General features: G+C 68.1%; 11 protein-coding genes. 9 read left to right on the top strand and 2 right to left on the bottom strand.

All coding sequences use genetic code 11. The annotated features are described in order from the left end of the window. Positions 1 to 14: 14 nt before the first annotated feature. Positions 15 to 2,993, bottom strand: coding sequence for an AAA family ATPase (locus tag JHB91_RS05030; protein ID WP_199471903.1), 2,979 nt, complete (start codon positions 2,991 to 2,993; stop codon positions 15 to 17). Positions 2,994 to 3,609: 616 nt separating this feature from the next. Further along, entirely contained in the window at positions 3,610 to 4,458 is an 849-nt protein-coding gene (locus tag JHB91_RS05025; protein WP_199471902.1) for a TIGR04325 family methyltransferase, read from the bottom strand. Between the two features lie 161 nt (positions 4,459 to 4,619). On the opposite strand from JHB91_RS05025, the gene JHB91_RS05020 reads away from it, so the two are divergent. From JHB91_RS05020 to JHB91_RS04980, 9 genes are all read left to right on the top strand, one after another. Further along, positions 4,620 to 5,342: a 4'-phosphopantetheinyl transferase superfamily protein gene (locus JHB91_RS05020; protein ID WP_199471900.1), complete on the top strand. Its 723-nt coding sequence runs from the start codon at positions 4,620 to 4,622 to the stop codon at positions 5,340 to 5,342. 75 nt (positions 5,343 to 5,417) lie between these two features. Further along, entirely contained in the window at positions 5,418 to 6,344 is a 927-nt protein-coding gene (locus JHB91_RS05015; protein ID WP_199375428.1) for a cupin domain-containing protein, read from the top strand. After that, positions 6,341 to 13,615, top strand: a complete 7,275-nt coding sequence (locus JHB91_RS05010) for an amino acid adenylation domain-containing protein (protein ID WP_343225056.1) — start codon at positions 6,341 to 6,343, stop codon at positions 13,613 to 13,615. Before JHB91_RS05015 ends, JHB91_RS05010 begins: the two co-directional genes overlap by 4 nt. A gap of 2 nt (positions 13,616 to 13,617) precedes the next feature. Further along, positions 13,618 to 18,240, top strand: a complete 4,623-nt coding sequence (locus JHB91_RS05005) for a non-ribosomal peptide synthetase (protein ID WP_199471898.1) — start codon at positions 13,618 to 13,620, stop codon at positions 18,238 to 18,240. Between the two features lie 130 nt (positions 18,241 to 18,370). Beyond that, positions 18,371 to 18,706 (top strand): acyl carrier protein, encoded by a 336-nt coding sequence (locus JHB91_RS05000; protein WP_199471896.1) that lies wholly within the window; start codon positions 18,371 to 18,373, stop codon positions 18,704 to 18,706. 110 nt (positions 18,707 to 18,816) lie between these two features. Then, positions 18,817 to 19,557 carry an alpha/beta hydrolase gene (locus tag JHB91_RS04995; RefSeq protein WP_199375432.1) on the top strand — a complete coding sequence of 247 codons (741 nt, stop codon included), beginning with the start codon at positions 18,817 to 18,819 and terminating at the stop codon, positions 19,555 to 19,557. Then, entirely contained in the window at positions 19,550 to 20,356 is an 807-nt protein-coding gene (locus tag JHB91_RS04990) for a hypothetical protein (RefSeq protein WP_199471894.1), read from the top strand. Before JHB91_RS04995 ends, JHB91_RS04990 begins: the two co-directional genes overlap by 8 nt. Positions 20,357 to 20,947: 591 nt before the next feature. Beyond that, complete coding sequence (locus tag JHB91_RS04985) at positions 20,948 to 22,585, top strand: right-handed parallel beta-helix repeat-containing protein (RefSeq protein WP_199375434.1); 1,638 nt, start codon at positions 20,948 to 20,950, stop codon at positions 22,583 to 22,585. Between the two features lie 210 nt (positions 22,586 to 22,795). Further along, positions 22,796 to 24,190, top strand: a complete 1,395-nt coding sequence (locus JHB91_RS04980; RefSeq protein WP_234447001.1) for a TIGR03013 family XrtA/PEP-CTERM system glycosyltransferase — start codon at positions 22,796 to 22,798, stop codon at positions 24,188 to 24,190. The last annotated feature ends 10 nt before the right edge of the window (positions 24,191 to 24,200 follow it).

Genomic DNA, 24,200 nt, shown 5'->3' with positions numbered 1-24,200 from the left:
GGATCCTTGAGGGGTTAGAGGTTGGCCAGGGTTGCTTTGAGGCCCTGTTGCAGGGAGGGATCCTGCGGCGGACGACCGATCCAGGAGTGCTTGCTGACGTTTCCTTTGCCGTCGCAGTAGATCGCCAATTCACCTCTTGCAGTGGCGCTGGCCAAGACAACACGCAGGTTCCATGACTCCTCGCTGACGCTGATAATCTGGAGGCCGTTTGAGGCTGCTGCCACCGAGAAGACAGGGAAGAAGTCGTTGAAGACATCGCGTGTAAACCGCGATCCCTGCATGTTGGATGGATTTTGATTAGCGAACGGGAGGCCTTTGATTCCTGAGAGCTGGTCGGCGATCTCTGAGCCGAACTCGTCCCTCGGAACAGGCATGATGCTCCCGACGATGCCCTTGGCGTTGTACGAGATGTTGATTCTGGTAAAGCGCGTTCCGTCGGAGATGTAGTAGGCCTCCTGCCAAGCATGGTGATCAATCGTGTCGATCGTCACCCCCGGCATGCCTGCAACTCTGGTCGATACTGCGTTGTAGATTCCATCCAGAACGGGGTCGCCCGTACTCGCGGTGGCAGCGCTCGCGCCTGCCTCATCTGGAAGAGCGGTCACAGTCTCAGTTGCCGTTGCGCTCGGGGGAGAGGATTCGTCTGTCCCCGGTGCGACAGGGCCGGAATCCGGGGGCGAGGATGGGGTCCGGGGCCCGCCAGGGTTACGGGCATCGCGCACGTTCGCCCATGGATTGAAATCGGGCGGGTTGAGGACGTGGACGCGGCTGCTGGCGCGGGTAATGGCCGTGTACAGCCAGCGGAAATACCCTTCGGTGCGGGGTTCCATGAAGGTCTTGCATAGGACGAAGACGTCCGTCCACTCGCTTCCCTGGGCCTTGTGGCAAGTCAACGCATATCCGAACTTGACTCGCAAGGCGTTGAAATATGAATCTCCTCGAAGCGCATCGCGCAAGGCCTTTCCGCTCTTGGCGAGATGAGGGTTACGGCGTTTGAAGTCGATGTACAGGGCCTTCGTTTCATCGGAGCTCAAGTTCGGATGGCTGCTGTAGAGCAGGCTCTCGACTATCTTGACGTTGGCACGGATAACTTCGCCGCTGGGGATGCGGAAGCCAAACTGCACGTCTCTGAACTGCAGGGTGACTTCCGATTCTTCCACCTTCTTCGTGGATATGTTCTTGCTTCTGAGTGTGACCGACCGGGACTCAGGGGTACTCGCAACGTGCGTGACGTATACAAGATCGCCGTTGTTTAGGTTGATTCCGTCCACGATGCAGTTCATGGCCACGACGAGCTTGTCGCCCGTGGTGACGTCTTCTTTGCCAGGAAAAAGCTGACGGCGCACCTGCTCATTGAACGACGCTACGTCGGCGTTCGAACTGGCAATGATCATCGCCAAGTCTGCGACCTTGTTTCCGCTGGCGGTCAGGTAGCCCGAAACAAGTTCGACAGCGTCTTGACATGTCTGCACGTCGGGAGCATCGGTGGACAGGGACAGCTTGTTAAAGATCCCTTTCGAGAGTGATTCCCGCAGTGTGTTGGCGGACGAAAGTATGCCGCTGTCAGCCTCTTGCCGCACGACTTGTGACAGCTCGAATCGACGGGCAGTGGCGACGCCGAATGTTTTAGTGAGGTACCGCTGATCGAGCGCAGGAGAGAAGTTCATTCCTACCGGTGAAAGCTGAGCGGCGTCTCCGATGAATATGATCTTCTTGGTGTGGTCATTGTGATCAAGATTGACGTACTTCATCAGGTCATTGAGGAGTCGACCCGATCCGAAGCGAAAGAACTCGCCCTCGGAATACACATCGGAGACCATTGAGGCTTCATCAACGACATAGACCGTGTTGTCGGCGTCATCGTTGACTTCAAGCTCTGCGTACAGTTTGAATGTCTCGGACCCGTCCAGCTCGTCCACTTTGTACTCCCTGATGTCGTCCATGGAGTAGATTTTCTTGTGGATCGTGGTGGCAAGCCGCCCAGACTTCTGCGTGATGACACGTGCGGCCTTGCCGGTCGGAGCGGTCAGGACGCAACTGCGACCTGCGGCGGCGAGGAACTCTGATAGTCCTTTGGTGATGAATGTCTTGCCGGTGCCGGCATGGCCGGACAGGATGAAGACGTGTTCGTCTTTCGCCGAGAGAAACGCTTCAAGCTCAAGAACAAGAGTCTCTTGGTTGGCGGTGAGCTGGTGGCCATCGAACGCATCTCGCAGTCGTATCTCCGGCGCCCATTCTGCCTGGACGTACTCGCCTGCCTGCCTGGATCGGTCCGAAATGGTCGCCGCAACATCGGCGTCCCATTGCGTCCGAGGCGCGATCTCGGCTAGACGTTGTTCGTACTCTTCCACAAGCGACTGCAGCTTCTTTTCCTGCTCCTCGGCCAAGGAGAACGAGGCCTCGGCGTCCAATGTGCGGTCATTGACGAGCGCGCGCAGACGATCTTCCTGCTCCTTTAGGCTCCGGACGAGTTCTTCGTTCTTCTCTGAGTCCCTTCGCTCCAACTCAAGTTGAGTCTCGAGGTAGGCGATTGCCGCTCGCTGATCCAGTTCTTCTTGCTTCCAGTCACGTGGCTGGACGAATGGGCCAGGTCTGAAGTTTGCCTCGGGGCTGCGGAATGTGCGGTAGTACCAGATGCAGACCTCGCGCGCGGAGCGTAGCGCTCTCCCAGCCTCGGCCTGGTCATGCTTATACTCATGTACTGCTTCGTTTCCGCTTTTGCGGAGGTGGTGCAGAAGTCGTATTACCTTCTCGTCGATGTCGATTCGTGACTTGAGAGAGGCAATCAAGTTGAAGAAGTTTGCTTCCGCATCAGGGGTGAAACCAAGCTGTGCCGCAGCGTTTCGCGTCAAGTGTTCCGCCAGTTGGCGGAGCTTGACGAGTGTGACATTTGAGTCGGCGTGAAAAGCTAACTCGGCGGCCGTCCCGATCTGGTGCAGAACCGGATCCTGGTCGGCGAGGAACGCGAAGTTGCTCTTGTCGTTCTTAGGCATCTGGACGTGCTCGCCCTGGTTCCCGTCAGACTAGAGGCTGATTCTAACAACTACTTGCAACTTGCAACTTGCTACTTCCGTGGTGCGATGTCCCAGAGCGACTTGACCGGTTGCGATAGTGACAGGGGCTGAGAGCTTACAAGAAGCCGTAATCCGACCTTCGTGCATGTTCGCTGAACAATAGGGCTGCTGCTGCGCCAGCCACGGAGTGAAGTTCCTGTAGCTAGCCAACAAGGGGTTCATTTCGGGAGCACCCGAGGTCGCGGAAGGCATCAGCGCGCGGCCAGTCTGGGCCTGGTGCGTCTAGTAACTGGCCGTTTTCGTGCTGACTTGTGGCAGAGCCGCCTGTAAGAGTGCCAGGTACGAGAACAAGATCACGACATCCAGTGGGAATGTCTTTGCCGACCTGGGATTCGATGAGGCCGAGGCCCAGGTGCTTGCGCTCCGAGCGACCTCATGGCTCAGCTCGAAAAGACAATCTAGTCCCGCAAGATGACCCCGGTTGTGGCCTCCGAGGTTCTCGACGTAAGTTCCGGCGGGTGTGCGATCTGGCCAATAGGAACCTGGGGTCGCGAGTTCGAAAAGCCGGCGTAGCGATTCGCCGTTCTTCCCGTGCTCAGGCCTGCAGTTCGAAGTGGAAGCCGTGGTAGCTGTCTACCGTGCAGCCGGGTTCGAACGGCACGCGCAGGTGGCGTTCGGGCGATTGCCAGTGGTCGACGACGCGGTAGCCCAGCGCCTGCATGCCCTCGGTGAATTCGACGACCGACATCACCCTGTAGGGGCAGATCGCGATGGACAGGTTCTGCAGCGTGAAGAAGCTGCGGCTCGGATGCATCGGGGTCAGGTTCACGAGGACGTGCGGCGGTTTCGCGCGCAGGCGCTGCAGGAGTTCCGGTAGCGTGTACTCCAGGTATTGCAGCGCCCCGGTGCTGACCAGGACGTCTTGTCCGTCGGCGCCAGCGGGGTCGTCGGTGAAGGACAGCTGGCGCCGGGCATCGTGCCCGGCCGCCCACTTGCGTCCGGCCGCCATCACCGCGGGCACGTCGTGGATCGTCCACGTGAGATCGGACGGATAGTCCAGGTAGTCGCTGAATCCGTAGTAGCTCACGCCGATGTGCCCGCCGAGATCGAAAACACGGCGCCGGCCGTCGGCGAGCAGGCGTCCCAGCCAGAACACCAGCGGATAGTCGCTTGCGCGGATGCGGCGCATGTGGCCGCGGTACAGGCGCCCCGCCGCCTCGGTGTCGTAGGACGCGGGTATCGACGCCGTTGACAGCGCATTCGCGGCTTCCTGCGCGGCGGCGAACGTGGGGTAGACGCCGTAGTAATCATTCTCCACGCGGTATGGGCGCCTGAAGAGGTTGCGGCGCATGCGTTCGGAAATCGGGCGCAGGGCGGGCAATTCCATCAAGTACAGGCCGCCACGGCCGAGCAGGGTACGGATCGTGTTCGGCGGGGAGGACATGCGTTTTCCGGGGAATCCGTCCGTCATGGTCTGAACGGTTCAACGGCATCCGCGGACCGGCGGGGACATGGATCCACCGGCGCCCGCCGACGTGCCCGGAATGCCACGACCGCGCTCGCCGGGCTATCGTGCACCCTCCAGGCGCCACCCGACGACCGACGATGGACCTGCAAGCCGCGTTTATCGATGCGATGCCGTCGCCGGCATGGCCGCTTGCGGCGCGGCGCGGCATCCTGGTCGCGTTCGTCGCCACCGACGCGTGGCCGGCCCGGGTGCCGGAAGCCATGGCGCTGCTATCGGCCGAGGAACGCGGGCGCGTGCAGCGAAAGCGGCGCGAGCACGACCGCGAAACCACCGCGCTCGCCTACGCCTGCCATCGCCTGCTGCTGTCGCAGGTGCTGGGATGCCCGCCCGGCGAGGTGCCGCTGGGCCGTGACGGGCTGGGCTGCCCCACGCTGCACGGCGAGAGCATCCGCACCAGCCTCAGCCATGCCGATGGATTGATCGCGCTGGCGGTGGCGGGCAGCGGCCCGGTGGGAGTCGACATCGAGCCGGCGGACCGTGCCGCGGACATGCCGGAGATCGCGGCGCGCGTGTGCCACCCGGATGAACTCGACGCGCTGGCGGGGCTGCCGGAACCCGCCCGCGCGCGCGCGCTGCTGTCGCTGTGGGTGCGCAAGGAAGCGTTGCTCAAGGCCGCGGGGATCGGGATGGCGGTCGGGATGGACGCATTCCGGGCACCCGTCGGCAGGATGCTCGCTTTGCCCGGCGGGATCGCCGGTGCGGCGATGCTGCGGGTGTTCGACGACGGCGACCGCTGCCTCGCGGCGGTCGCCGGCCTGCCGGGCGGGATCGCCAGCGCCTGGCTGTCGCCCCGGTCCTGAACGCCGCGGGCCACTGGCCGCGTCGCGATGCGCTACGCGTTTTCTACTCCGTCAGTGAATGGGCAGCGGGGAAGCATGAACGCCGTCAAGAGAGAAACCGTGGGGATATCCGGTGAGCAGGCGCGCGGCGCAGGGCCGTGGATCGACTTCGACGACGCGGCGTTCGATCCATGGCGGATCATGGCCGTCAGCCACCGCCTGTCCACGCATCCGCTGCTGCAGCCCGATGCGCTGGTGACGCTGGGCGAGCGGCTGGAGGCGCGCGGCAGCATCCGCAGCCATACCAACAATGCCAAGGCCGGGACGCCGTTCAACTCGGCCCAGGAACTGTTCCCCAACCCGAAGTCCGCGGCGGAAACCCTGCGCGCGATCCGCGACGCCAAGGCCTGGACCTCCCTGCTCAACGTGCAGACCGACCCGGTCTACCGCGAGCTCGTCGACGAGGTGCTGGAAGGTGCCCGGCCGCAGGTCGAGCGGCGCGACCCCGGCATGTGCCACCGCGCCGGCTGGATCTTCGTCACTTCGCCCAACACGGTCACGCCGTTCCACTTCGACAAGGAACACAACTTCATCCTGCAGATCCACGGGAAGAAGCGCATCTATGTCTGGGACCACCGCGACCAGGTCGTCGCCAGCGAGCACGCGCGCGACCTGTTCCACCTCAGCCATGAGCGCTACCTGCTGCGCTGGCGCGACGAGTTCCGCGAGCGCGCGCGCATCTTTGACCTGGAACCTGGGCAGGGCGCGTACATGCCGTCGACCAGTCCGCACATGGTCGAGAACGGGGATGAGCCTTCGATCACCGCGAGTTTCACCTACTACACCGATGCCACGCGCCGCGATGCGCGGCTGCACAAGGCGCATGCGCTGATCCGCCGCGCCAGGATCACGCCGCCCGCGGTCGCGCACGATTCCGTGTTCGACACGGCGGTCCACGGCATGCTCTCGCTGCTGGCCAGGCGGTCCGCGCCACCCCGGTTCGCCGAGGTACCGAACTCGTGAGTCGGTCGGCACCCGCGCCGTGCGACGGCATGGAGCTGCTGGACGTGCTGCCGCAGGCGGTTGCCGGTGGCGGCGCGGTTCGCGCGGAATTCGTCTTCGCGCCGGCGCTTGCACATGCCTGGAACGATGCGCTCGCCGACGGCGACCGGGACGCGCTGCTCTGCGCCGCGCTGGCGATCGCGGAGTCCCGCCTGACCGGCCTCGATGCAGTGGTCGCCACCCTCGTCGTCGACGGTGGCGTCCGCCAGTCGACGCTCGCGACTCCCGGCGAGGGACAGGTCGCGGACCTGTTGCGTCAGGCCGGCGCGCTTTTCGCGAATGACGCGCCCGCGCCGGTGGCGTGGGCGGTGCTGGCCGACGCGGCTGCGCGCGTCGTTGCGGACGATGCGGCGCTGTCGCTGTGGAGCGTCGCGCTGGACGGCGATGCGCCGAAGCTCGTGGCCACGTTCCGCGCGCCGCTGTGCGAACAGGCGGTGCGGCTGGTGGCCGAGGCCGTGTCGCGCGTGCTGGCCGCGCTGCTGGCTGGGCGAGAGGGTTCGACCGCCGACATCGACATCCTCGATCCCGCGCAGCGCAGGAGGCAGCTGCTGGAATGGAACGACACCGCGCGTCCGCGTTCGCTGCGCGACACGGTGCATGACCGCTTTGCCGCGGTGTGCAACCGCAGCCCGGGCGCGCCCGCGGCGGTCGATAAGGCCGGATCGCTCAGCTATGCCGAGCTTGACCGCCATGCCGCGTCCCTTGCCGCTCGCTTGCGGGCGGCGGGCGTGGCACCCGGCGACGTGGTCGGCATCGCCATGGAGCGCTCGGTGCGGGCCGTGGTCGCGGTGCTGGCTACGCTGAAGGCCGGTGCGGCCTATCTGCCGCTGGACGCCGCCCAGCCCCAGGGTCGGCTGGCCTTCATGCTCGAGGACGCCGCGGCCCGCGTGCTGCTGGTCGATGCCGCGCACCGCGGGACGCTGCCCGGGCATTCGACCCCGCGCGTGGTGGTCGACGACGTGCCCGCGTCCGACGGCCCGGCAGTTGCCGGCGACGATGCTGGTGTCGACGGCGACGCACTGGCCTATGTGATGTACACGTCGGGTTCGACCGGAACGCCCAAGGGCGTGGAGATCCGCCACCGCTCGATCCTGCGCCTGGTCTGCGACGGCGGCTTCATCGAGCTCGGCCCCGACACGCGGATGCTGCATGCCGCGCCGCTCGGTTTCGATGCCTCGACGCTGGAGCTGTGGGGCGCGCTGCTCAACGGCGGTTGCGTCGTGGTCCACGACGAAGCGCTGCCCACGGGCGCCGGGCTTGCGGCGACCTTCGACCGCCACGGCGTCACCACGGCGTGGCTGACCGCGGCGCTGTTCAACGCGGTGGTCGACGAGGATCCGCGGCAGCTGTCCGGCCTGCGCACGCTGCTCACCGGTGGCGAAGCGCTGTCGGTCGACCACGTCCGGCGCATGCGCGAGGCCGCGCCGGGGGTGGCCCTGCACAACGGCTACGGCCCGACCGAGTGCACCACCTTCACCTGTACCCATCCGGTCCCCGACCGGCTGCCGGACGACGCCACCTCGATCCCGATCGGCCGGCCGATCGCGGACACGCGTGTGTACATCCTCAACGCGCGCCGCGAGCCGGTGCCGGTGGGCGTGATCGGCGAGCTGTACGTGGGCGGCGAGGGCGTTGCGCGCGGCTATCTCGGCCGGCCCGAACTGACAGTGGAGCGGTTTGTGCCCGATCCGTTCGCGGCCGAAGGCGAGCGGCTGTACCGCACCGGCGACCGCGTGCGCTACCTCGGCGATGGCACCATCGAATTCGTCGGCCGCGGCGATCAGCAGGTCAAGATCCGCGGCTACCGCATCGAGCTTGGCGAGATCGAGGCCGCGCTGGCGCGGCACGCCAACGTGGCGTCGTGCGCGGTACTCGCGCGCGCCGATCATCCCGGGGAGAAGCGGCTGGTCGCCTACTACGTGGCGCAGGGTGCGGTGCCGTCTGCGCCGGGGCTGCGGGCGTTCCTGGCCGCGGCACTGCCGGAGTTCATGCTGCCTGCGCGCTACATGCGCCTCGACGCGATGCCGGTCACCGGCAACGGCAAGCTCGACCGCCGTGCGCTGCCGGTACCCGATCGCGCGCGTCCGGAGCTGGCGGTGGCGTTCGAGCCGGCTGTCGATGCGCTGGAGCGGACCGTTTCTGAAGCCTGCGCGGAACTGCTGGACATCGACCGTGTCGGCCGCCACGACAATTTCTTCGAACTGGGCGGAAGTTCGCTGCTGGCGACGAAACTGGCCGAACGCATCCGCCACGCATCCGGGCACGCAGGCCCACTCGCGGTCACCGCGATCTTCGCCAACCCGACCCCTGCGACGCTGGCCGCGGCCTTGCGCGGCGGGCACGGCGACGGCGCCATCGACGCGACCCGCGTCGCCCGCGGCCGCCGCGAACACGGCGGCGACGCGGCTGATGAGCCGATTGCGATCGTCGCGATGGCGGGGCGCTTCCCGGGCGCCGCCGACGTCGAGGCGTTCTGGCAGAACCTGTGCGAAGGGCGCGACACGATCACGCACTTCGACGCCGATACCCTCGACCCGGCCGTGCCCGCGGCCGAGCGTGCCAACCCGGACTACGTCCCGGCGCGCGGGGTGATCGACGACGTCGAAAAGTTCGACGCCGCCTTCTTCGGCATCGGCCCGCGCGAGGCCGAGCTGATGGATCCGCAGCAGCGCATCTTCCTCGAGCTGTGCTGGGAGTGCCTGGAGCGCGGCGGGCACGCGCCGGGCGAATCGCGCGGCCCGGTCGGCATCTTCGCCGGCATGTACAACGCGACCTATTTCCAGCGCCACGTGACGCGGCATCCGGACCTGATCGACAAGGTCGGTGCGTTCCAGGTGATGCTGGGCAACGAGAAGGACTACATCGCCACGCGCGTGGCCCACAAGCTCAACCTGACCGGGCCGGCGATCAGCGTGCATACGGGCTGCTCGACCTCGCTGGTGGCGATCTGCCAGGCCGTCGACAGCCTGCGCGCCGGCCGCTGCGACATGGCCCTGGCCGGCGGTGCGTCGGTGACCTGCCCGCCCAACAGCGGCTATCTCTACCAGGAAGGTTCGATGCTGTCGCCGGACGGCCGCACGCGCACCTTCGATGCCGGCGCCAAGGGCACGGTGTTCAGCGACGGCGCGGCGGTGGTGCTGCTCAAGCGGCTGTCCGACGCGCTCGTGGACGGGGATGAGGTCGTCGCGCTGATCCGCGGCGGCGCGGTCAACAACGACGGCAGCGACAAGGCCAGCTTCACCGCGCCCAGCAGCGCGGGGCAGGCGGCGCTGGTCGCGATGGCGCACGACGACGCGCGCGTGGACCCGCGCAGCATCGGCTACGTGGAAACGCACGGCACCGCCACGCCGCTCGGCGACCCGATCGAGATCGAAGGGCTGACCAGGGCCTTCCGCCGCGGTACCGACGACGTCGGTTTCTGCCGCATCGGCTCGGTCAAGAGCAACGTGGGCCACCTGGTGATCGCGGCGGGCGCGGCCGGCGTGATCAAGACCGCGTTGTCGCTGCAGCAGCGCTGCATTCCCGCCAGCCTGCATTTCGAGGCGCCGAACCCGGCGATCGACTTCGCCGGCTCCCCGTTCGTGGTGAACAGCGGGATGACTCCGTGGCCGGACGGCGCCGCGCCGCGCCGCGCGGGCGTGAGCTCGTTTGGCGTCGGCGGCACCAACGCACACGTTGTGATGGAGCAGGCGCCCGCGCGCGAGGCTTCGGAACCGGCGCAGGGGCCGCAGCTGCTGGTGCTTTCGGCACGCACGCCGGCCGCGTTGGCGCAGGCCGCCACGCGCCTGGGCGAGCATCTCGCCGCGACGCCGGGCATCAACCTGGCCGACGCGGCGTGGACGCTGGCCGTGGGCCGCACCGCGTTCGCCCATCGCCTGGCGCTGGTGGCCGCCGATCCGGCGGACGCGGCCGCGCAGCTGCGCGGGAGCGAAGCCGCGACGACCGCAGCGCGCGGCAGGCCGGCGCGCGACAGCGATGTGGTGTTCCTGTTCCCCGGGCAGGGCGCCGTCTACGCCGGCATGGGGCGCGAACTGCATGCGACCGAGCCGGTGTTCCGCCAGGCCTTCGACGACTGCATGGACGCGCTGGACGCCGGCGGCGTCGGCGGCATGGGCGGGCAGGCGCTGCGCGAGGCCGTATTCGGCGACGATGCCGATGCGCTGCTGCCGACAGCGGTGATGCAGCCGGCGACGTTCGCGATCGAGTACGCGCTGGCGAGACTGTGGATGCATCTCGGCGTGCAGCCGGTGGCGATGATCGGCCACAGCGTCGGCGAGTTCGTCGCCGCGACCCTGGCCGGCGTGTTCGCGCTGCCCGACGCGATGCGCCTGGTCGCGCGCCGCGGCCAGCTGATGCAGGCGCAACCTGCCGGCGCGATGCTGTCGGTGCGCGCCGGGTTCGAGGCCATCGAACAGCGCCTGCCCCCGGGATTGTCGATGGCGGCGGAGAATTCGCCGGGCAGCTGCGTGGTCGCCGGGCCGCTGGACGCCGTCGCGGCGTTCCAGGCGCAGCTGGAGGGCGAGGGCATCGCCTGCCGCATGCTGCGGACCTCGCATGCCTTCCATTCGGCAATGATGGATCCGGTGGTCGCGCCGTTCCGCGCCCAGGTCGAGGCGGTTGCGCGCAACGCGCCGCGCCTGCCGATCATCTCCACGGTCAGCGGCGATCCGCTCGATGCCGAGCGCGCGGTTTCCCCCGATTACTGGGCACGACACCTGCGCGAGCCGGTGCGTTTCGCCACTGCGCTCGGCAACGTGCTCGACGGCTCCGCGCGCACGCTGCTGGAGGTCGGCCCGCGCACGACGCTGTGCACGCTCGCCCGCCAGCATCCGCAGGCGCAGAAGCAGCAGGTGGGCGCGGTCGCGACGCTGGCCGATGCGCCGGATCGCGAGATCGCGCTGCTGCGGCTTGCCGGCGGCCAGCTCTGGTGCCAGGGCGTGGCGATCGGGCCGTCGGTCTTCGACAACCGCGTCTCGCGCCGCCGCGTGCGGCTGCCCACCTATCCCTTCGAACGCAAGCGGCATTGGGTCGATGCGGTTGCGGCGGTTCCCACCGTCGCGGCACCCCCCGTGCCCGCGGCGGTCGCGCCGCAGCCGCTCCAGCCACCGCCTTCTCCTTCCACGCAAGCACAACCGGTCGCCGCCATGGATCGCAAACCGCGCCTCATCGCCAAACTCAAGGACCTGTTCGAGGATGTCGCGGGATTCGACCTTGACGACGCCGACACGGGCGCCAACTTCATCGAACTCGGACTCGACAGCCTGATGCTGACCCAGGTCGCGCTGCAGCTGCAGAAGGCGTTCACCTGCAGGATCGGCTTCCGCCAGCTGATGGGCGAATGCTCCTCGCTCGACCGGCTCGCCGCCCGTCTGGACGAGGAGCTCCCGCCGGAGGCGGCGCCCGCGCCGCAGCCGGCGGCCGCTGCCGCGCCGGCCGCGCCGATGGTTGCGCCGGCGATGGCGCTGTCGGCGCAGCCTCCGGCGGGCGGCGACTACGTGCGACAGGTCATCGACCAGCAGATGCAGTTGATGGCGCAGCAGCTCGCACTGCTGTCGAGCGCCGGCGCCCAGACGGCCACGGCACCGGCGCCCGCTACCGCTGCCGCCGCTGCTCCGTCGGTGCAGCCGGCGAGTGATGCCGCGCCGCAGGCGGTGGACGACGAGGAAGCGGCGCTCGCCCATACCACCTATGACGTCAGGAAGGCCTTCGGCGCCATCGCCCGGATCGACAGGTCCGCATCCGGCGAACTGGGCCTGCACCAGCGCCGCAAGCTCGACGCCTTCATCGAGCGCTACGTCGCGCGCACCCGCAAGTCGAAGGACTACACCCAGGCCAACCGGGCCCACATGGCCGACCCGCGGGTGGTCAACGGCTTCAAGCCGCTGCTCAAGGAAATGACCTACCAGATCGTGGTCGAGCGCTCCAAGGGCTCGCACCTGTGGGACCTCGACGGCAACGAGTACGTCGACGCGCTCAACGGCTTCGGCATGAGCCTGTTCGGCTGGCAGCCGGACTTCGTGCTCGACGCGGTGCGCAGGCAGCTGGATCTCGGCTACGAGATCGGCCCGCAGCATCCGCTGGCCGGCGACGTCACCCGGCTGGTGTGCGAAGTCACCGGCCACGACCGCGCGGCGCTGTGCAACACCGGTTCCGAGGCGGTCCTGGGCGCGCTGCGCATCGCGCGCACGGTGACCGGGCGCGAGACCGTCGTGCTGTTCACTGGCGCCTACCACGGCATCGTCGACGAGATGATCGTGCGTGGCACGCGCAAGCTGCGCGCGGTGCCGGCGGCGCCGGGCATCCTGCGCAACACCGCCGAGCACGTACTGGTGCTCGACTACGGCACGCCCGAGGCGATGCAGGTCATCCGCGAGCGCGCGCACGAGATCGCCGCGGTGCTGGTGGAGCCGGTGCAGAGCCGGCGTCCGGACTTCCGCCCGGTCGAGTTCCTGAAGGAGCTGCGCGAGGTCACCCGCGAGGCCGGCGCGCTCCTGGTGTTCGACGAGGTCGTGACCGGCTTCCGCGCGCATCCTGCCGGCGCGCAGGGCCTGTTCGGCATCCAGGCCGACCTCGGCACCTACGGCAAGGTCGTCGGCGGCGGTTACCCGATCGGCGTGATCGCCGGAAAGCGCGAGTACATGGACGCGCTGGACGGCGGCCAATGGCAGTTCGGCGACGACTCGGTGCCGACGGTGGGCGTGACCTACTTCGCCGGCACCTTTGTCCGCCACCCGCTGGCGCTCGCTGCGGCCAAGGCGGTGCTCGAGCACGTCAAGGCGCAGGGCGGCCAGATGCAGGAGCGCCTGAACACCCGGGCCACTGCGATGGTGGAGGAGCTCAACGCCTTCTGCGCCGAGGTCGGCGCGCCGGTCGAGGTTCGCCACTTCGCCTCGGTGTGGAAGACCTTCTTCCTCGAGGACCACCCGCTGCAGGACCTGCTGTTCGCGATGATGCGCAGTCGCGGCGTGCACATCCTCGACAACTTCCCGTGCTTCCTGACCACGGCGCACAGCGAGGCCGATTTCGGGAAGATCATCCAGGCGTTCACGGGGTCGATCACCGAACTGCAGGAGTCCGGGTTCCTGCCGCGTCGCGTCGCCACCACGCATACGGTGATGGATCCGGCGCGTCCGGCGGTGCCCGGCGCGCGCCTCGGTCGCGACCCCGACGGTCGCCCTGCCTGGTTCGTGCCCAATCCCGATGCCCCCGGCAAGTTCCTCAAGGTAGGTTGACGATGTCCGCAGTCAAGCCAGTCCCCGATGCGGGAGCCGCGGTCGAATACGATCCGTTCGCCGAAGGCGCACTCGCGCGCGTGGTGCCCACCACCGAGCCGCAGCGCGAGATCTGGCTGGCCGACCAGCTCGGCAGGGACGCCTCGCTGGCGTTCAACGAGTCGGTGACGATGCGGCTCAAGGGCCGCCTGGACGCCGCCGCGCTGCACAGCGCGTTGCAGGACCTGCTCGACCGGCATGGCGCCCTGCGTGGCAATCTCGGGCCGGAGGGCGACACGCTGTGCGTGCTCGATTGCGTGGAGCTGGCGCTGCCGACGTTCGACTATTCGAAGCTGGACGATGCCGCGCGCGAAGCAGCCGTCGCCGAGCGCCTGCGGCTGGCGGTGGAAACCCGGTTCGCGCTGCAGCACGACCGCCTGTTCCGCGCCGAACTGCTGCGCCTGGGCGACGATGACCACCTGCTCGTGCTCACGGCACACCACATCGTCTGCGACGGCTGGTCGTGGTGGGTGCTGACGCGCGAGCTGGCCGCGCTGTACGCAGGGCGGCTGGGCACGCCGTCCGAACTGCCGCCGGCGGACGACTTCGCCGATTACGCGCTGGCCGAGGCCACGCGCCATGCCCATGCCGCCTTCGCGGAGGACGAGGCCTACTGGCTGTCGCGCTTCGCCGGCGAAACGCCGGTACTCGACCTGCCCACCGACCGGCCGCGCCCCGCGCGCCGCGGCTTCGCGTCCGCGCGCGAGGACTACGTGCTCGATGCCGAGGTGGTCGCAGCGATCAGGAAGATGGGCGCGCGCCGTGGCGTGAGCCTGTTCGCGACCCTGCTGGCCAGCTTCGCCGCGCTGCTGTCCCGGCTGTCGAGCCAGTCGCAGGTCGTGGTCGGAATCCCCGCCGCGGGCCAGTCCGTGGACGGGCACGATCACCTGGTCGGGCACTGCGTCAACACGCTGCCGCTGCTGTTCGACCTTGATCCCGCGCAGCCGGTGGCCGCGGCCATCGACGCTGCGCAGGCGACCCTGCTCGATGCGCTCGACCACCAGCGCTATACCTTCGGCACGCTGTTGCGCAAGCTCAAGGTCGCCCGCGATCCGTCGCGGCTGCCGTTGATCAGCGTGATGTTCAACATCGACCAGGCGCTGGGTCGCGAACATGCCGCGTTTCCCGGCCTGGAGATGGACTTCGCCAGCAACGCGCGCACGTTCGAGAACTTCGAGTTGTTCATCAACGCGGTCCAGGTGGGGGACGGGCTGCGCCTGGAGTGCCAGTACAGCCGCGACCTGTTCGATACCGCCACCATCCGCCATTGGATGGGGTACTGGCGCACGATGCTCGAGGCGATGGTCGAGGACGATTCGCGGGCACTCGGGCAGCTGCCGCTGCTCGCCGAGACCGAGCGCCGGCTGGTGCTGGAGAAGTTCAACGACACCCAGGTCGACTATCCGCGTGACGCCTGCATCCAGGAACTGATCGAGCAGCAGGTGCGGCGCACGCCCGACGCGATCGCGGTCGAGCACGGGGGCGCGTGCCTGCGCTTCGATGAGCTCAACGCGGCGGCCAATCGCCTGGCGCACCATCTGCGCAGCATCGGCGTGAAACCCGATGACCGTGTCGCGGTGTGCGTCGACCGCAGCCTGGACATGGTGGTGGGCCTGCTGGCGGTGCTCAAGGCCGGTGCCGCCTACGTGCCGCTGGACCCGGCCTATCCCGCCGATCGCCTCGCCTACATGCTCGGCGATTGCCGGCCATCGGTGCTGCTGACCCGGCAGGCGCTGGCAGGGACGCTGGCGGGCATCGCCCCGTCGCTGCCGCGGCTGGTGCTCGATGCCGCGGAGCCCGAGTGGGCGGGGCAGCCGGCGACCGATCCCGGGCCCGTCGCGCTGGCGACCAACCTCGCCTACGTGATCTACACCTCCGGTTCGACCGGCATGCCCAAGGGCGCGATGAACGAACATCGCGGCGTGGTCAATCGCCTGCTGTGGATGCGCGACGAGTACCGCATCGGCCCTGGCGACACGGTGCTGCAGAAGACTCCCTTCAGCTTCGACGTTTCGGTGTGGGAGTTCTTCCTGCCACTGCTGTCGGGCGCGCGCCTGGTGATGGCGCGGCCGGACGGCCACAAGGATCCGGCCTACCTGGCCGACACCGTGCAGGCGCGTGGCGTGACCACGATGCATTTCGTGCCATCGATGCTGCATGCGTTCCTCGAACATCCCGGCGTGGGTCGCGCGTGCGCGGGCCTGCGACGGGTGATCTGCAGCGGCGAGGCACTGCCTGCATCGCTGGTGGAGGCATTCGGGCGCGAACTGCCGGGCGTCGAACTGCACAACCTGTATGGGCCGACCGAGGCGGCGGTGGATGTCACCGCGTGGGCGTGCAGTGCCGGTGCCAGAGCGGCAAGCGTGCCGATCGGGCATCCGATCGCCAACACCCGCATCTACATCCTCGATGCGTCCGGCCAGCCGGTGCCGATCGGCGTGTCCGGCGAGATCTTCATCGGCGGCGTGCAGGTCGGCCGCGGTTACCTCAACCGCGACGCGCTCACCGCCGAGCGCTTCCTGCCCGATCCGTTCGTGAGAGAACCGGATGCGCGCATGTACAGGACCGGTGACCTCGGGCGCTGGCGTGCCGACGGCAACATCGAATACCTGGGCCGCAACGATTTCCAGGTGAAGCTGCGCGGATTCCGGATCGAGCTGGGCGAGATCGAGAGCAATCTGGTGGCGCAAGAATCGGTCGCCCAGGCCGTGGTCATCGCCCGCGAGGATCGTCCCGGCGACGTCCGGCTGGTGGCCTACGTGGTCGCCAGGCCGGGTTCCCAGGCCGATCCGGTCCGGCTGGCGGCGCATCTGAAAACGGTGCTGCCCGACTACATGGTGCCGCAGCACTTCATCGCGATGGACGCGATTCCGCTGTCGCCGAACGGCAAGGCCGAGCGCAAGTCGCTGCCGGCGCCCGACCTGGCGGCGCGCGTCGCCAGCGACCTGGTGCTGCCCCGCAACGAGACCGAGCGTGCGATCGCCGAGGCGATGTCGCACGTGCTCGGCGTGCCGGACATCGGCGTGCATGACGACTTCTTCGCGCTCGGTGGCCATTCGCTGCTGGCCGCGCAGCTGACCACGCGACTGAACCGCGACCTCGGCGCGGCGCTGTCGCTGCGTTCCGTGTTCGATTGCCCCACGGTGGCCAGGCTGGCGGAAGTTGTAGAGCAGGAAGCAGGAGAAGCGACGCCGCGCCCGCGGATCGTGCGACGCAAGGACCAGAGTCGCGCACCGCTGTCGCTGGTGCAGGAGCGGCTGCGGATGCTGGAGGCATTCAATCCCGGCATCCTGTCCTACAACACGCCTTCCGGACACCGCCTGCGTGGCCCGCTCGACGTGGCCCTGCTGGACCGCGCGTTCCGCGAAGTCGCGCAGCGGCAGACCGTGCTGCGCACCACGATCGCCACCGAGGGCGGCGAGCCGGTCCAGGTCATCCACGATGAGATCGACCCGGGCCTGCTGCAGGTGCAGGACCTGAGCGCGGTGCCGGAAGATGAGCGTGAAGCCGAAGTCGCGCGCCGCATGCAGGTGATGGTGGAGACGCCCTTCGAGGACCTGTCGCGGGCGCCGCTGTTCCGGGCGCAGCTGTTCAAGCTTGCCGAACACGAGCACGCCCTGTTCTTCATGCCGCACCACATCATCTGGGACGGCTGGTCGTTCGACCTGTTGTACTCCGACATCGCCGAGAGCTACGCGGCGCTGGTCGAGGGACGGGCGCCACGGCTGCCGGAACTGCCGGTGACCTACGGCGACTACGCGGCCTGGCACAACGAATGGGTCAAGGGCCCGGAGTACGCGAAGCAGCTGGTGTCCTGGCGCGAGCGGCTGGGTGCACCCAACTCGCAGGGCGGCCGGCCGCAGGCCCTGCCCACGGACAAGCCGCGCAAGCGCGGGATGTCGGGCAACAGTGCGTCGTGCAAGGTCCTGGTCCCGGGAGACCTGACCGCGGCCCTGCATGCCCGCAGCCGCGACATGGACGTGACCCTGTTCGTGACCCTGCTGAGCGCGTACGCGCTGCTGCTTGCCGACCATGCCGGCCAGCGCGACATGGTGATCGGTACCCCCGTGCGGGGGCGCAACTCGTCGGAAGTCGAGGGCCTGATGGGCTATTTCACCAACCTGTTGCCGCTGCGCATGGAGATCGACCCGGCGCGGCCGTTCACCGAGCTGGTGCGCAAGGTACGCGACGTGGTGCTGGACAGTTTTTCCGCGCCCGACATCCGGCTCGAGGACCTGACCCGCGAGCTGAGCCTGCGCAGCGAAGGCGGCGGCACGATGCTGTACCAGGCGCTGTTCTCGTTCCAGGACATCCGCCAGCGCGTGGTGCGCTGGGGCGACCTCGACCACAGCCGCATCGAGGTCTTCCAGCCCGGTGCGACCGAGGACCTGGGCCTGTGGTTCGTCGAGGATGGCGGCGGGATGGCCGGCGGGCTGATCTACAACTCCGACATCCTGTTCGAACAGAGCATCCTCCGGCTGCGCGCGTGCTACATGGCGCTGCTGCGCGCCATCGCCGACGACCCCGCGCGCAGCGTCGGGGCGCTCGCGGGCCTGGCCACGCGCGACGCCGGCGGGCTGGCGTAGCAGAACCGAACGGAATCCGCATGAATCGGACGCCGACGGGGACTGCGTTACGCGGGCCTGGCGCGGATCCGGCCGCTCACCACCGCAATCGACGTTGGAATGATTGCCGCTTCAACGGGGGGAGAACTCCATGCAAGACAACACCGCGACCAATGTCCAGCCCCCGGCCGCCGGGTCCCGCGAGTCCTATCTGGTCGGGATCTGGTCGGAGCTGCTGGACATTGACGTGCAACCGTCGGACAACTTCTTCGACATCGGTGGAAATTCAATGCTCGCCATCCAGATGTCGGAACGCGTTTCGAAGGAGACCGGCGTGCGCATCAAGCTGATGCAGCTCGCGGTGCAGAGCCTGGGCGAAATTGCTGCCGACCTGCCGGACGACGTGGCGCCGGGTGCGCGCAGCTCCGGCGGCCGCCTGGTGGGGCGCGTCAAACGTTTGTTCGGCTCTGCGTCGGCACGAGGCTGACCGGCCGCTGTCGCCACTTCCGTTGTGCCGGGAAGCCGGGAGCTTCCGCCGCCACTCTCATGAGCATGCAGCCTTTCCACTTTTTTGCGCAGGAGCGAAGGTTGTTCGGCGTGCTGCATCCCGCAGTGGGCACGCCGCGCGCCCTGGTGCTGATGTGTCCGCCGCTGCTGCACGAGCACGCGCGCAGCCATCGCTTCTTCTCGCAGATGGCCGATCGGCTGGCGGCCGACGGCGTCGCCTGCCTGCGCTTCGACTACCACGGAACCGGCGACGCCGAAGGTGACGACGCCGACTTCAGCCCGGACCTGGCGCTTGCGGACATCGCCTGCGCTGCCGCCGAGCTGCGCCGGCGCGCCGGCGACCATCCGCTGGTCCTGATGGGAATCCGCGCGTCCGCGCCGCTGGCATTCCATGCCGCCAATCCCGCCCGGGCCGATGCGCTGTGGCTCTGGCTGCCGGTGGTGGACGGTTGTGCCCACGTGCAATCGCTGGAAGCCCAGGACCTCGCTGCGCGGACCGATCCACGCCGCTATCCGCTGCGCGCACTGCCGGTGCCGGCCGAACGCGACGAGCTGGTCGGGTTCCGCACCTCGGCGGGGTTTCGCAGGGAGCTCGCCTCGCGCTGCGTGGTGGCGGGCGGTACGCGATTGCCGGTGGCGGTCGTGACAGGCCCGGGCACCATGCCGGTGGCCTTTGCCGACGGCACCCATCATGTGTTGCCGGACGTCGCTTCCGACTGGGTCGACGAACTCGACCTGCGCAGCGTCATCCACCTTCGCGACGCCGAGCCGGTGGTGCAGGCGCTGCTGCTCGACCTGCCGCAGCGCCGCCGGACGGTGGCCCATGGATGAAGTGATCGACATCCCGGGGTTCGGCTACGGGATACTCACCCCCGCCAGGCGTCGGGCGACGCCGGTGACCCTGGTCCTGCTCAACGCGGGCCTGACGCATCGGGTCGGGCCGTTCCGCAGTTACGTTGCGATCGCCCGATACCTTGCCACGCGTAGCGTGGATGTCTTCCGCTTCGACCTGCCGCGGGTCGGCGACGGGCCTGCGGCGGGGGTGTCGGTCAATGCAATGGTGGCGGCGGCATTGGATGCGCTGGAGCGGGAGGTCGGTTCCAGGCGTTTTGTCATCGGCGGCATCTGCAGTGCGGCCGACATGGCCTGGCACATCGCGCAGCACGATCCACGAATCGCGGGCGTCTGGCTGCTTGACGGGTTCGCCCATCGGGGCCGGTGGTTCCGCCTTGCGCGCGTACGAAAGGCACTGCGTCGACCGCCGTGGCAATGGCCGGGATTGGCCTGGCGGCTGCTCCGCGGCCTGCGTCCGGAAGAAGGGGTGTACGCGGCAGATATCGCCGTCATTCGCGATTGGCCCGAGCCGAAGGCATTCCGACGGCAATCCACCGACCTGCTCTCGCGCGGTGTGCGGATCCTGGCGATGTACACGGGTGGGGTGTCGAAGTACATGCTGGATCGCCGCCAGCTTGACGACACCTTCGGCAAATCCTGCCGGCATGCGGGCCTGACGACCACGTACTGGCCAGCGTTCGACCACACCCTGATGTCGCCCGCCGATCGCGATCACGTGCTGTCGAGCCTCGGCGACTGGTGCGAGCAGTTCACGCGACCCGCGGCGGCGCCTTGATCAGCGCCGAAATAGTGTGACGCAGTTCAAGGAATGGTGCGTCGTTTCGCCCGCGCTGGCCCGCGGGATGTGGGGAAATGGCCTGAGGATCAACGAGATGCCGAGGCGTGCCGGCTGACCCGATCGCCACCGGCCTGTGCCGTCCCCCAGGCACCGTCCACGCACCCGGGTCGGGCGGAGGTGGGGCCTTCTTCAGGGCGCACCATGTGGTGCACGAACGCCAGCGGCCCGCCGCTGGCGTTCGTGTTTTACGCAGATGGTTCCGGGTTTGCGCCGATGAATGCCAGCTTTTCCAGCTGGGACAACTGTGATCGCCGTCGCTTTCGTGCGTGGGCGTCGCGGCTAATCTGCGCCGGCTGTAACCATCCACGCACGGCGAACAGGGGCGCTGTTGCATACCCGGAGTCACCCATGCGTTCGAGCTTACGTTTACCAATCCTGCGCCCGTTACCGGGCTTACCCGCCACCACCGTCATCTCCAACCCGCAACACTCCGCAACAGATTCCACCCGGCCGCATAGCGCGCCTTCCTCGTCCAAGCGGCACCGCGGCCTCGCCGCCCTCGCCGCGACCCCACTCCTGCTGGCCTTCGTGGCCGCCCCGGCCAACGCCGCCGAGTGGTTCGTCTCCCCCACCGGCAACGACAGCAGCGGCAATGGCAGCATCGGCTCGCCGTTCCGCACCGTGAAGCGCGTGCTCTCCACCACCAATGGCGTGGTGTCGGCGGGCGACACCGTCACGCTGCGCGGTGGCGCCACCTACAACGAGTGCGACGTCCGCCTGCGCAAGCCGCTGACGCTGCGTTCCTATCCCGGCGAGCGCGCGCACATCCATTGCGACGTGAACACCCCCGACAGCGTCACCATCCAGATCGATCCGGGTGCCTCGGGCAGCCGCCTCAGCAACCTCGAGATCAGTGGCGGGCGCTATTACGCCGTGATGCTGCAGACCAGCTGGTACCAGGGCGGCCCGTCCAGCAACAAGGGCGCCGAGAACGTGGTGCTTGAAGACCTGCTGATCCGCGATACCGGCCGTGACGGCATCAAGGTCACCCCGAAGTCGAACAACGCGACCATCCGTCGCGTCGAGATCCGCAACACCGGCAAGATGTACCCGGCCGGCACGTCGCCGGATGCGATGAACGCCGACGGCATCGACAACGTCAATGGCTCCGGCATGCTGGTCGAGGACAGCTACATCCACGACATCGCCACCACCGGCCTGTACTTCAAGGGCGGCGCGGCGGACGTGGTGGTGCAGCGCAACCGCATCGAGAACACCGGCATGGCGGGCATCCTGGTGGGCTTCGACACCAGCACCGAGTTCTTCGACCTGCAGCTCAATCCGCAGTACTACGAGTCGATCCGCGGCACCGTGCGCAACAACGTCGTCCGCAACACGCAGTACGCGGGTATCGGCCTCTATGCGGCCAAGGATGCGCTGGTCGCCAACAACACCATCGTCAACGCGGCGCGCAAGGGCCACGGCGCCCTGTACTTCGGCGTGCCGTTCCAGGACTGGGACCCGTTGGCGGGCCGCCCGGCGAGCGTCAACCCGAAGCTGGTCAACAACCTCGTGATCCAGGACGGCGGAAACTGCATCGATATCCGCTACAGCGGTGAACTCGGCGGGCTTTCCGGCCTCAGCGGTTCGGCCAACTCGAACTACAACGGCTTCCACAACGCGAGCTGCACGTTCCGCGATTCGCGCCCCGGCAGTGGCCTGACCACGGCCGGCACGCTGGGACAGTGGCGGTCGGCCACCGGCCAGGACGCGAACAGCAAGCTGGCCGCGTTCTCCGTCAACGCCACCGGCCACATCGCCGCGGGCAGCCCGGCCATCGGCGGCGGCATTCCGTTGTCCCAGGTGGTGCACGACATCGACATGCACGTCCGTGGCACCAGCAATGACATCGGTGCCGATCAGCTCGCCGGCGGCACGACCCCGCCGCCGACGACCAATCCGCCGCGTCGTAACCGGCTGAAGACGCCGACGGCCACCCTGCCGCCGGTGGCGACGCCGCCGCGCCCGCGGCTCCGTGGTCCGGTCGATACCGGTACGCCTCCGGCGCGCACCCCGGCGCGTCCCGGCATCAGCAACCCGACGCTCACCACGAGCGCACCGGCCGAGGCAGCGTCCGACGTGGTGATCACGTCGCCGGCCGCCGCCGCATGGAAGACGGTGGGCAGCTGGATCGACGGCGCGAAGCAGAAGCTCTCCGCCGACTGAGTGTCACCTGGCTGCCGCCCGTCCCGGGCGGCAGCCAGGCCCCGGCCCCGTCGACCACACCCCACGCGGCCTGCCGCGTTTTTTTTTGGCCGGTTTGCAGCGTGATCGGAGTTTTTCTGGATGGGCACCGCCATGCGGCGCCCATGTCCAGTGGCCGCGATCGCTCACGGGGGTCGGCATGTTGTCGTTCAGATGCAATGGGTTGGTCCCGTGATCGGGGCCTTCGGCGGGCGTGCCCAGCGCCTCGTGCGCATCCAGTGGCTGCTCGAGTCGCTGGCCCTGCTGCTCGCCTCGGTGGCGGCGATCTGCCTGCGGTTTTCAGATGATCCCGATGGCCGCAGCCTGCACCTGGCCATGGTGCCCTTTCCCGCGATCCTGGTACCGATGTACGTCACCATGGCGATGGCGGCATTCGGGCTCTACCAGTCCCACGTGCGCCACAACCCCTCGGAACTGCTGCTGCGCATGGTGCTGGCATTCGCCTTCGGTGGTGTCGGGCTGCTGGTGACCTACTACGTGCTGCCGCAGACCTACATGGGACGCGGCCTGCTCTCGATCAACCTCGCGCTCGGGTTCGTGGCGGTTGCCGCCCTGCGCTGGGGCGCGCGCAGCCTGACGGGCGGCGCTGCCTACAAGCGCCGCGTGCTTGTCTACGGTGCCGGCGAGCAAGCCGACCTGATCAACCGCCGCATGCGCCGCCGGGCCGACCGGCAGGCATTCTGCGTGGTCGGATTCGTGCCGGCCCCCGGCCAACGGGTCGTGGTGGCCGCCGACCTCCTCGTGCGCAGCCCGCTCGACCTGGTTTCCCTGACCCGCGAGTTGAGCGTGCAGGAGATCGTCCTGGCCCCGGACGAGCGTCGCGGCGGCCTGCCGATGGATGACATCCTGGCCTGCGCACAGCGTGGCATCTCCGTGGTCAACATCCCGATGTTCTTCGAGCGCGAGGCGGGCATGATCAAGCTCGAGGCGGCCGATCCGTCTTCGCTGGTGTTCTCCGGCGGCTTCGACCATTCACTGATGCGACGCCTGAGCAAGCGCTGCTTCGACCTCGCCGCTGCGACGGCGCTGCTGCTGGTGGCGTGGCCGGCCATGCTGCTGGTCGCGCTGGCCGTGCGCATCGAAGGCGACGGGCCCGTGCTCTACCGGCAGGTGCGGGTGGGCGAGGGCGGGCGCAGCTTCGAGCTGGCCAAGTTCCGCAGCATGCGCGCCGACGCCGAAGGCGATGGCGTCGCGCGATGGGCGAGCCGTGACGACAACCGCACCACGCGCGTGGGGCGCTTCATCCGCAAGACCCGCCTGGACGAACTGCCCCAGCTGTTCAACGTGCTTGCAGGCGACATGAGCTTTGTCGGCCCGCGGCCGGAGCGGCCGCAGTTCGTGCAGCAGCTCAACGGCGAGATCCGCTACTACAACGTGCGCCACTCCGTGAAACCCGGGCTCACCGGCTGGGCGCAATTGCGCTATCCGTACGGCGCATCGGTCAGCGATGCCCACGAGAAGCTCAAGTTCGACCTCTTCTACGTCAAGAACCAGGGGCTCGTGTTCGATTTCATGATCCTGCTGCAGACCGTGGAAGTCGTGCTGTTCCGGCGCGGTGCGCGCTAGACCGGCCGCA

The organism is Luteimonas sp. MC1828 (assembly GCF_016461615.1).
In the GTDB taxonomy this organism is placed as follows: Bacteria; Pseudomonadota; Gammaproteobacteria; order Xanthomonadales; family Xanthomonadaceae; genus Luteimonas.
The sequence above is the reverse complement of the archived record's forward strand: the minus strand, read 5'-3'. Positions and strand labels throughout refer to the sequence as shown.

Coding starts and splice junctions, on each gene's coding strand:
- JHB91_RS05025 (WP_199471902.1), bottom strand. CDS start 4,458: ATGTCCTCCCCGCCGAACACGATCCGTACCCTGCTCGGCCGTGGCGGC.
- JHB91_RS05015 (WP_199375428.1), top strand. CDS start 5,418: ATGAACGCCGTCAAGAGAGAAACCGTGGGGATATCCGGTGAGCAGGCG.
- JHB91_RS04990 (WP_199471894.1), top strand. CDS start 19,550: ATGGATGAAGTGATCGACATCCCGGGGTTCGGCTACGGGATACTCACC.
- JHB91_RS05000 (WP_199471896.1), top strand. CDS start 18,371: ATGCAAGACAACACCGCGACCAATGTCCAGCCCCCGGCCGCCGGGTCC.
- JHB91_RS05020 (WP_199471900.1), top strand. CDS start 4,620: ATGGACCTGCAAGCCGCGTTTATCGATGCGATGCCGTCGCCGGCATGG.
- JHB91_RS05005 (WP_199471898.1), top strand. CDS start 13,618: ATGTCCGCAGTCAAGCCAGTCCCCGATGCGGGAGCCGCGGTCGAATAC.
- JHB91_RS05030 (WP_199471903.1), bottom strand. CDS start 2,993: ATGCCTAAGAACGACAAGAGCAACTTCGCGTTCCTCGCCGACCAGGAT.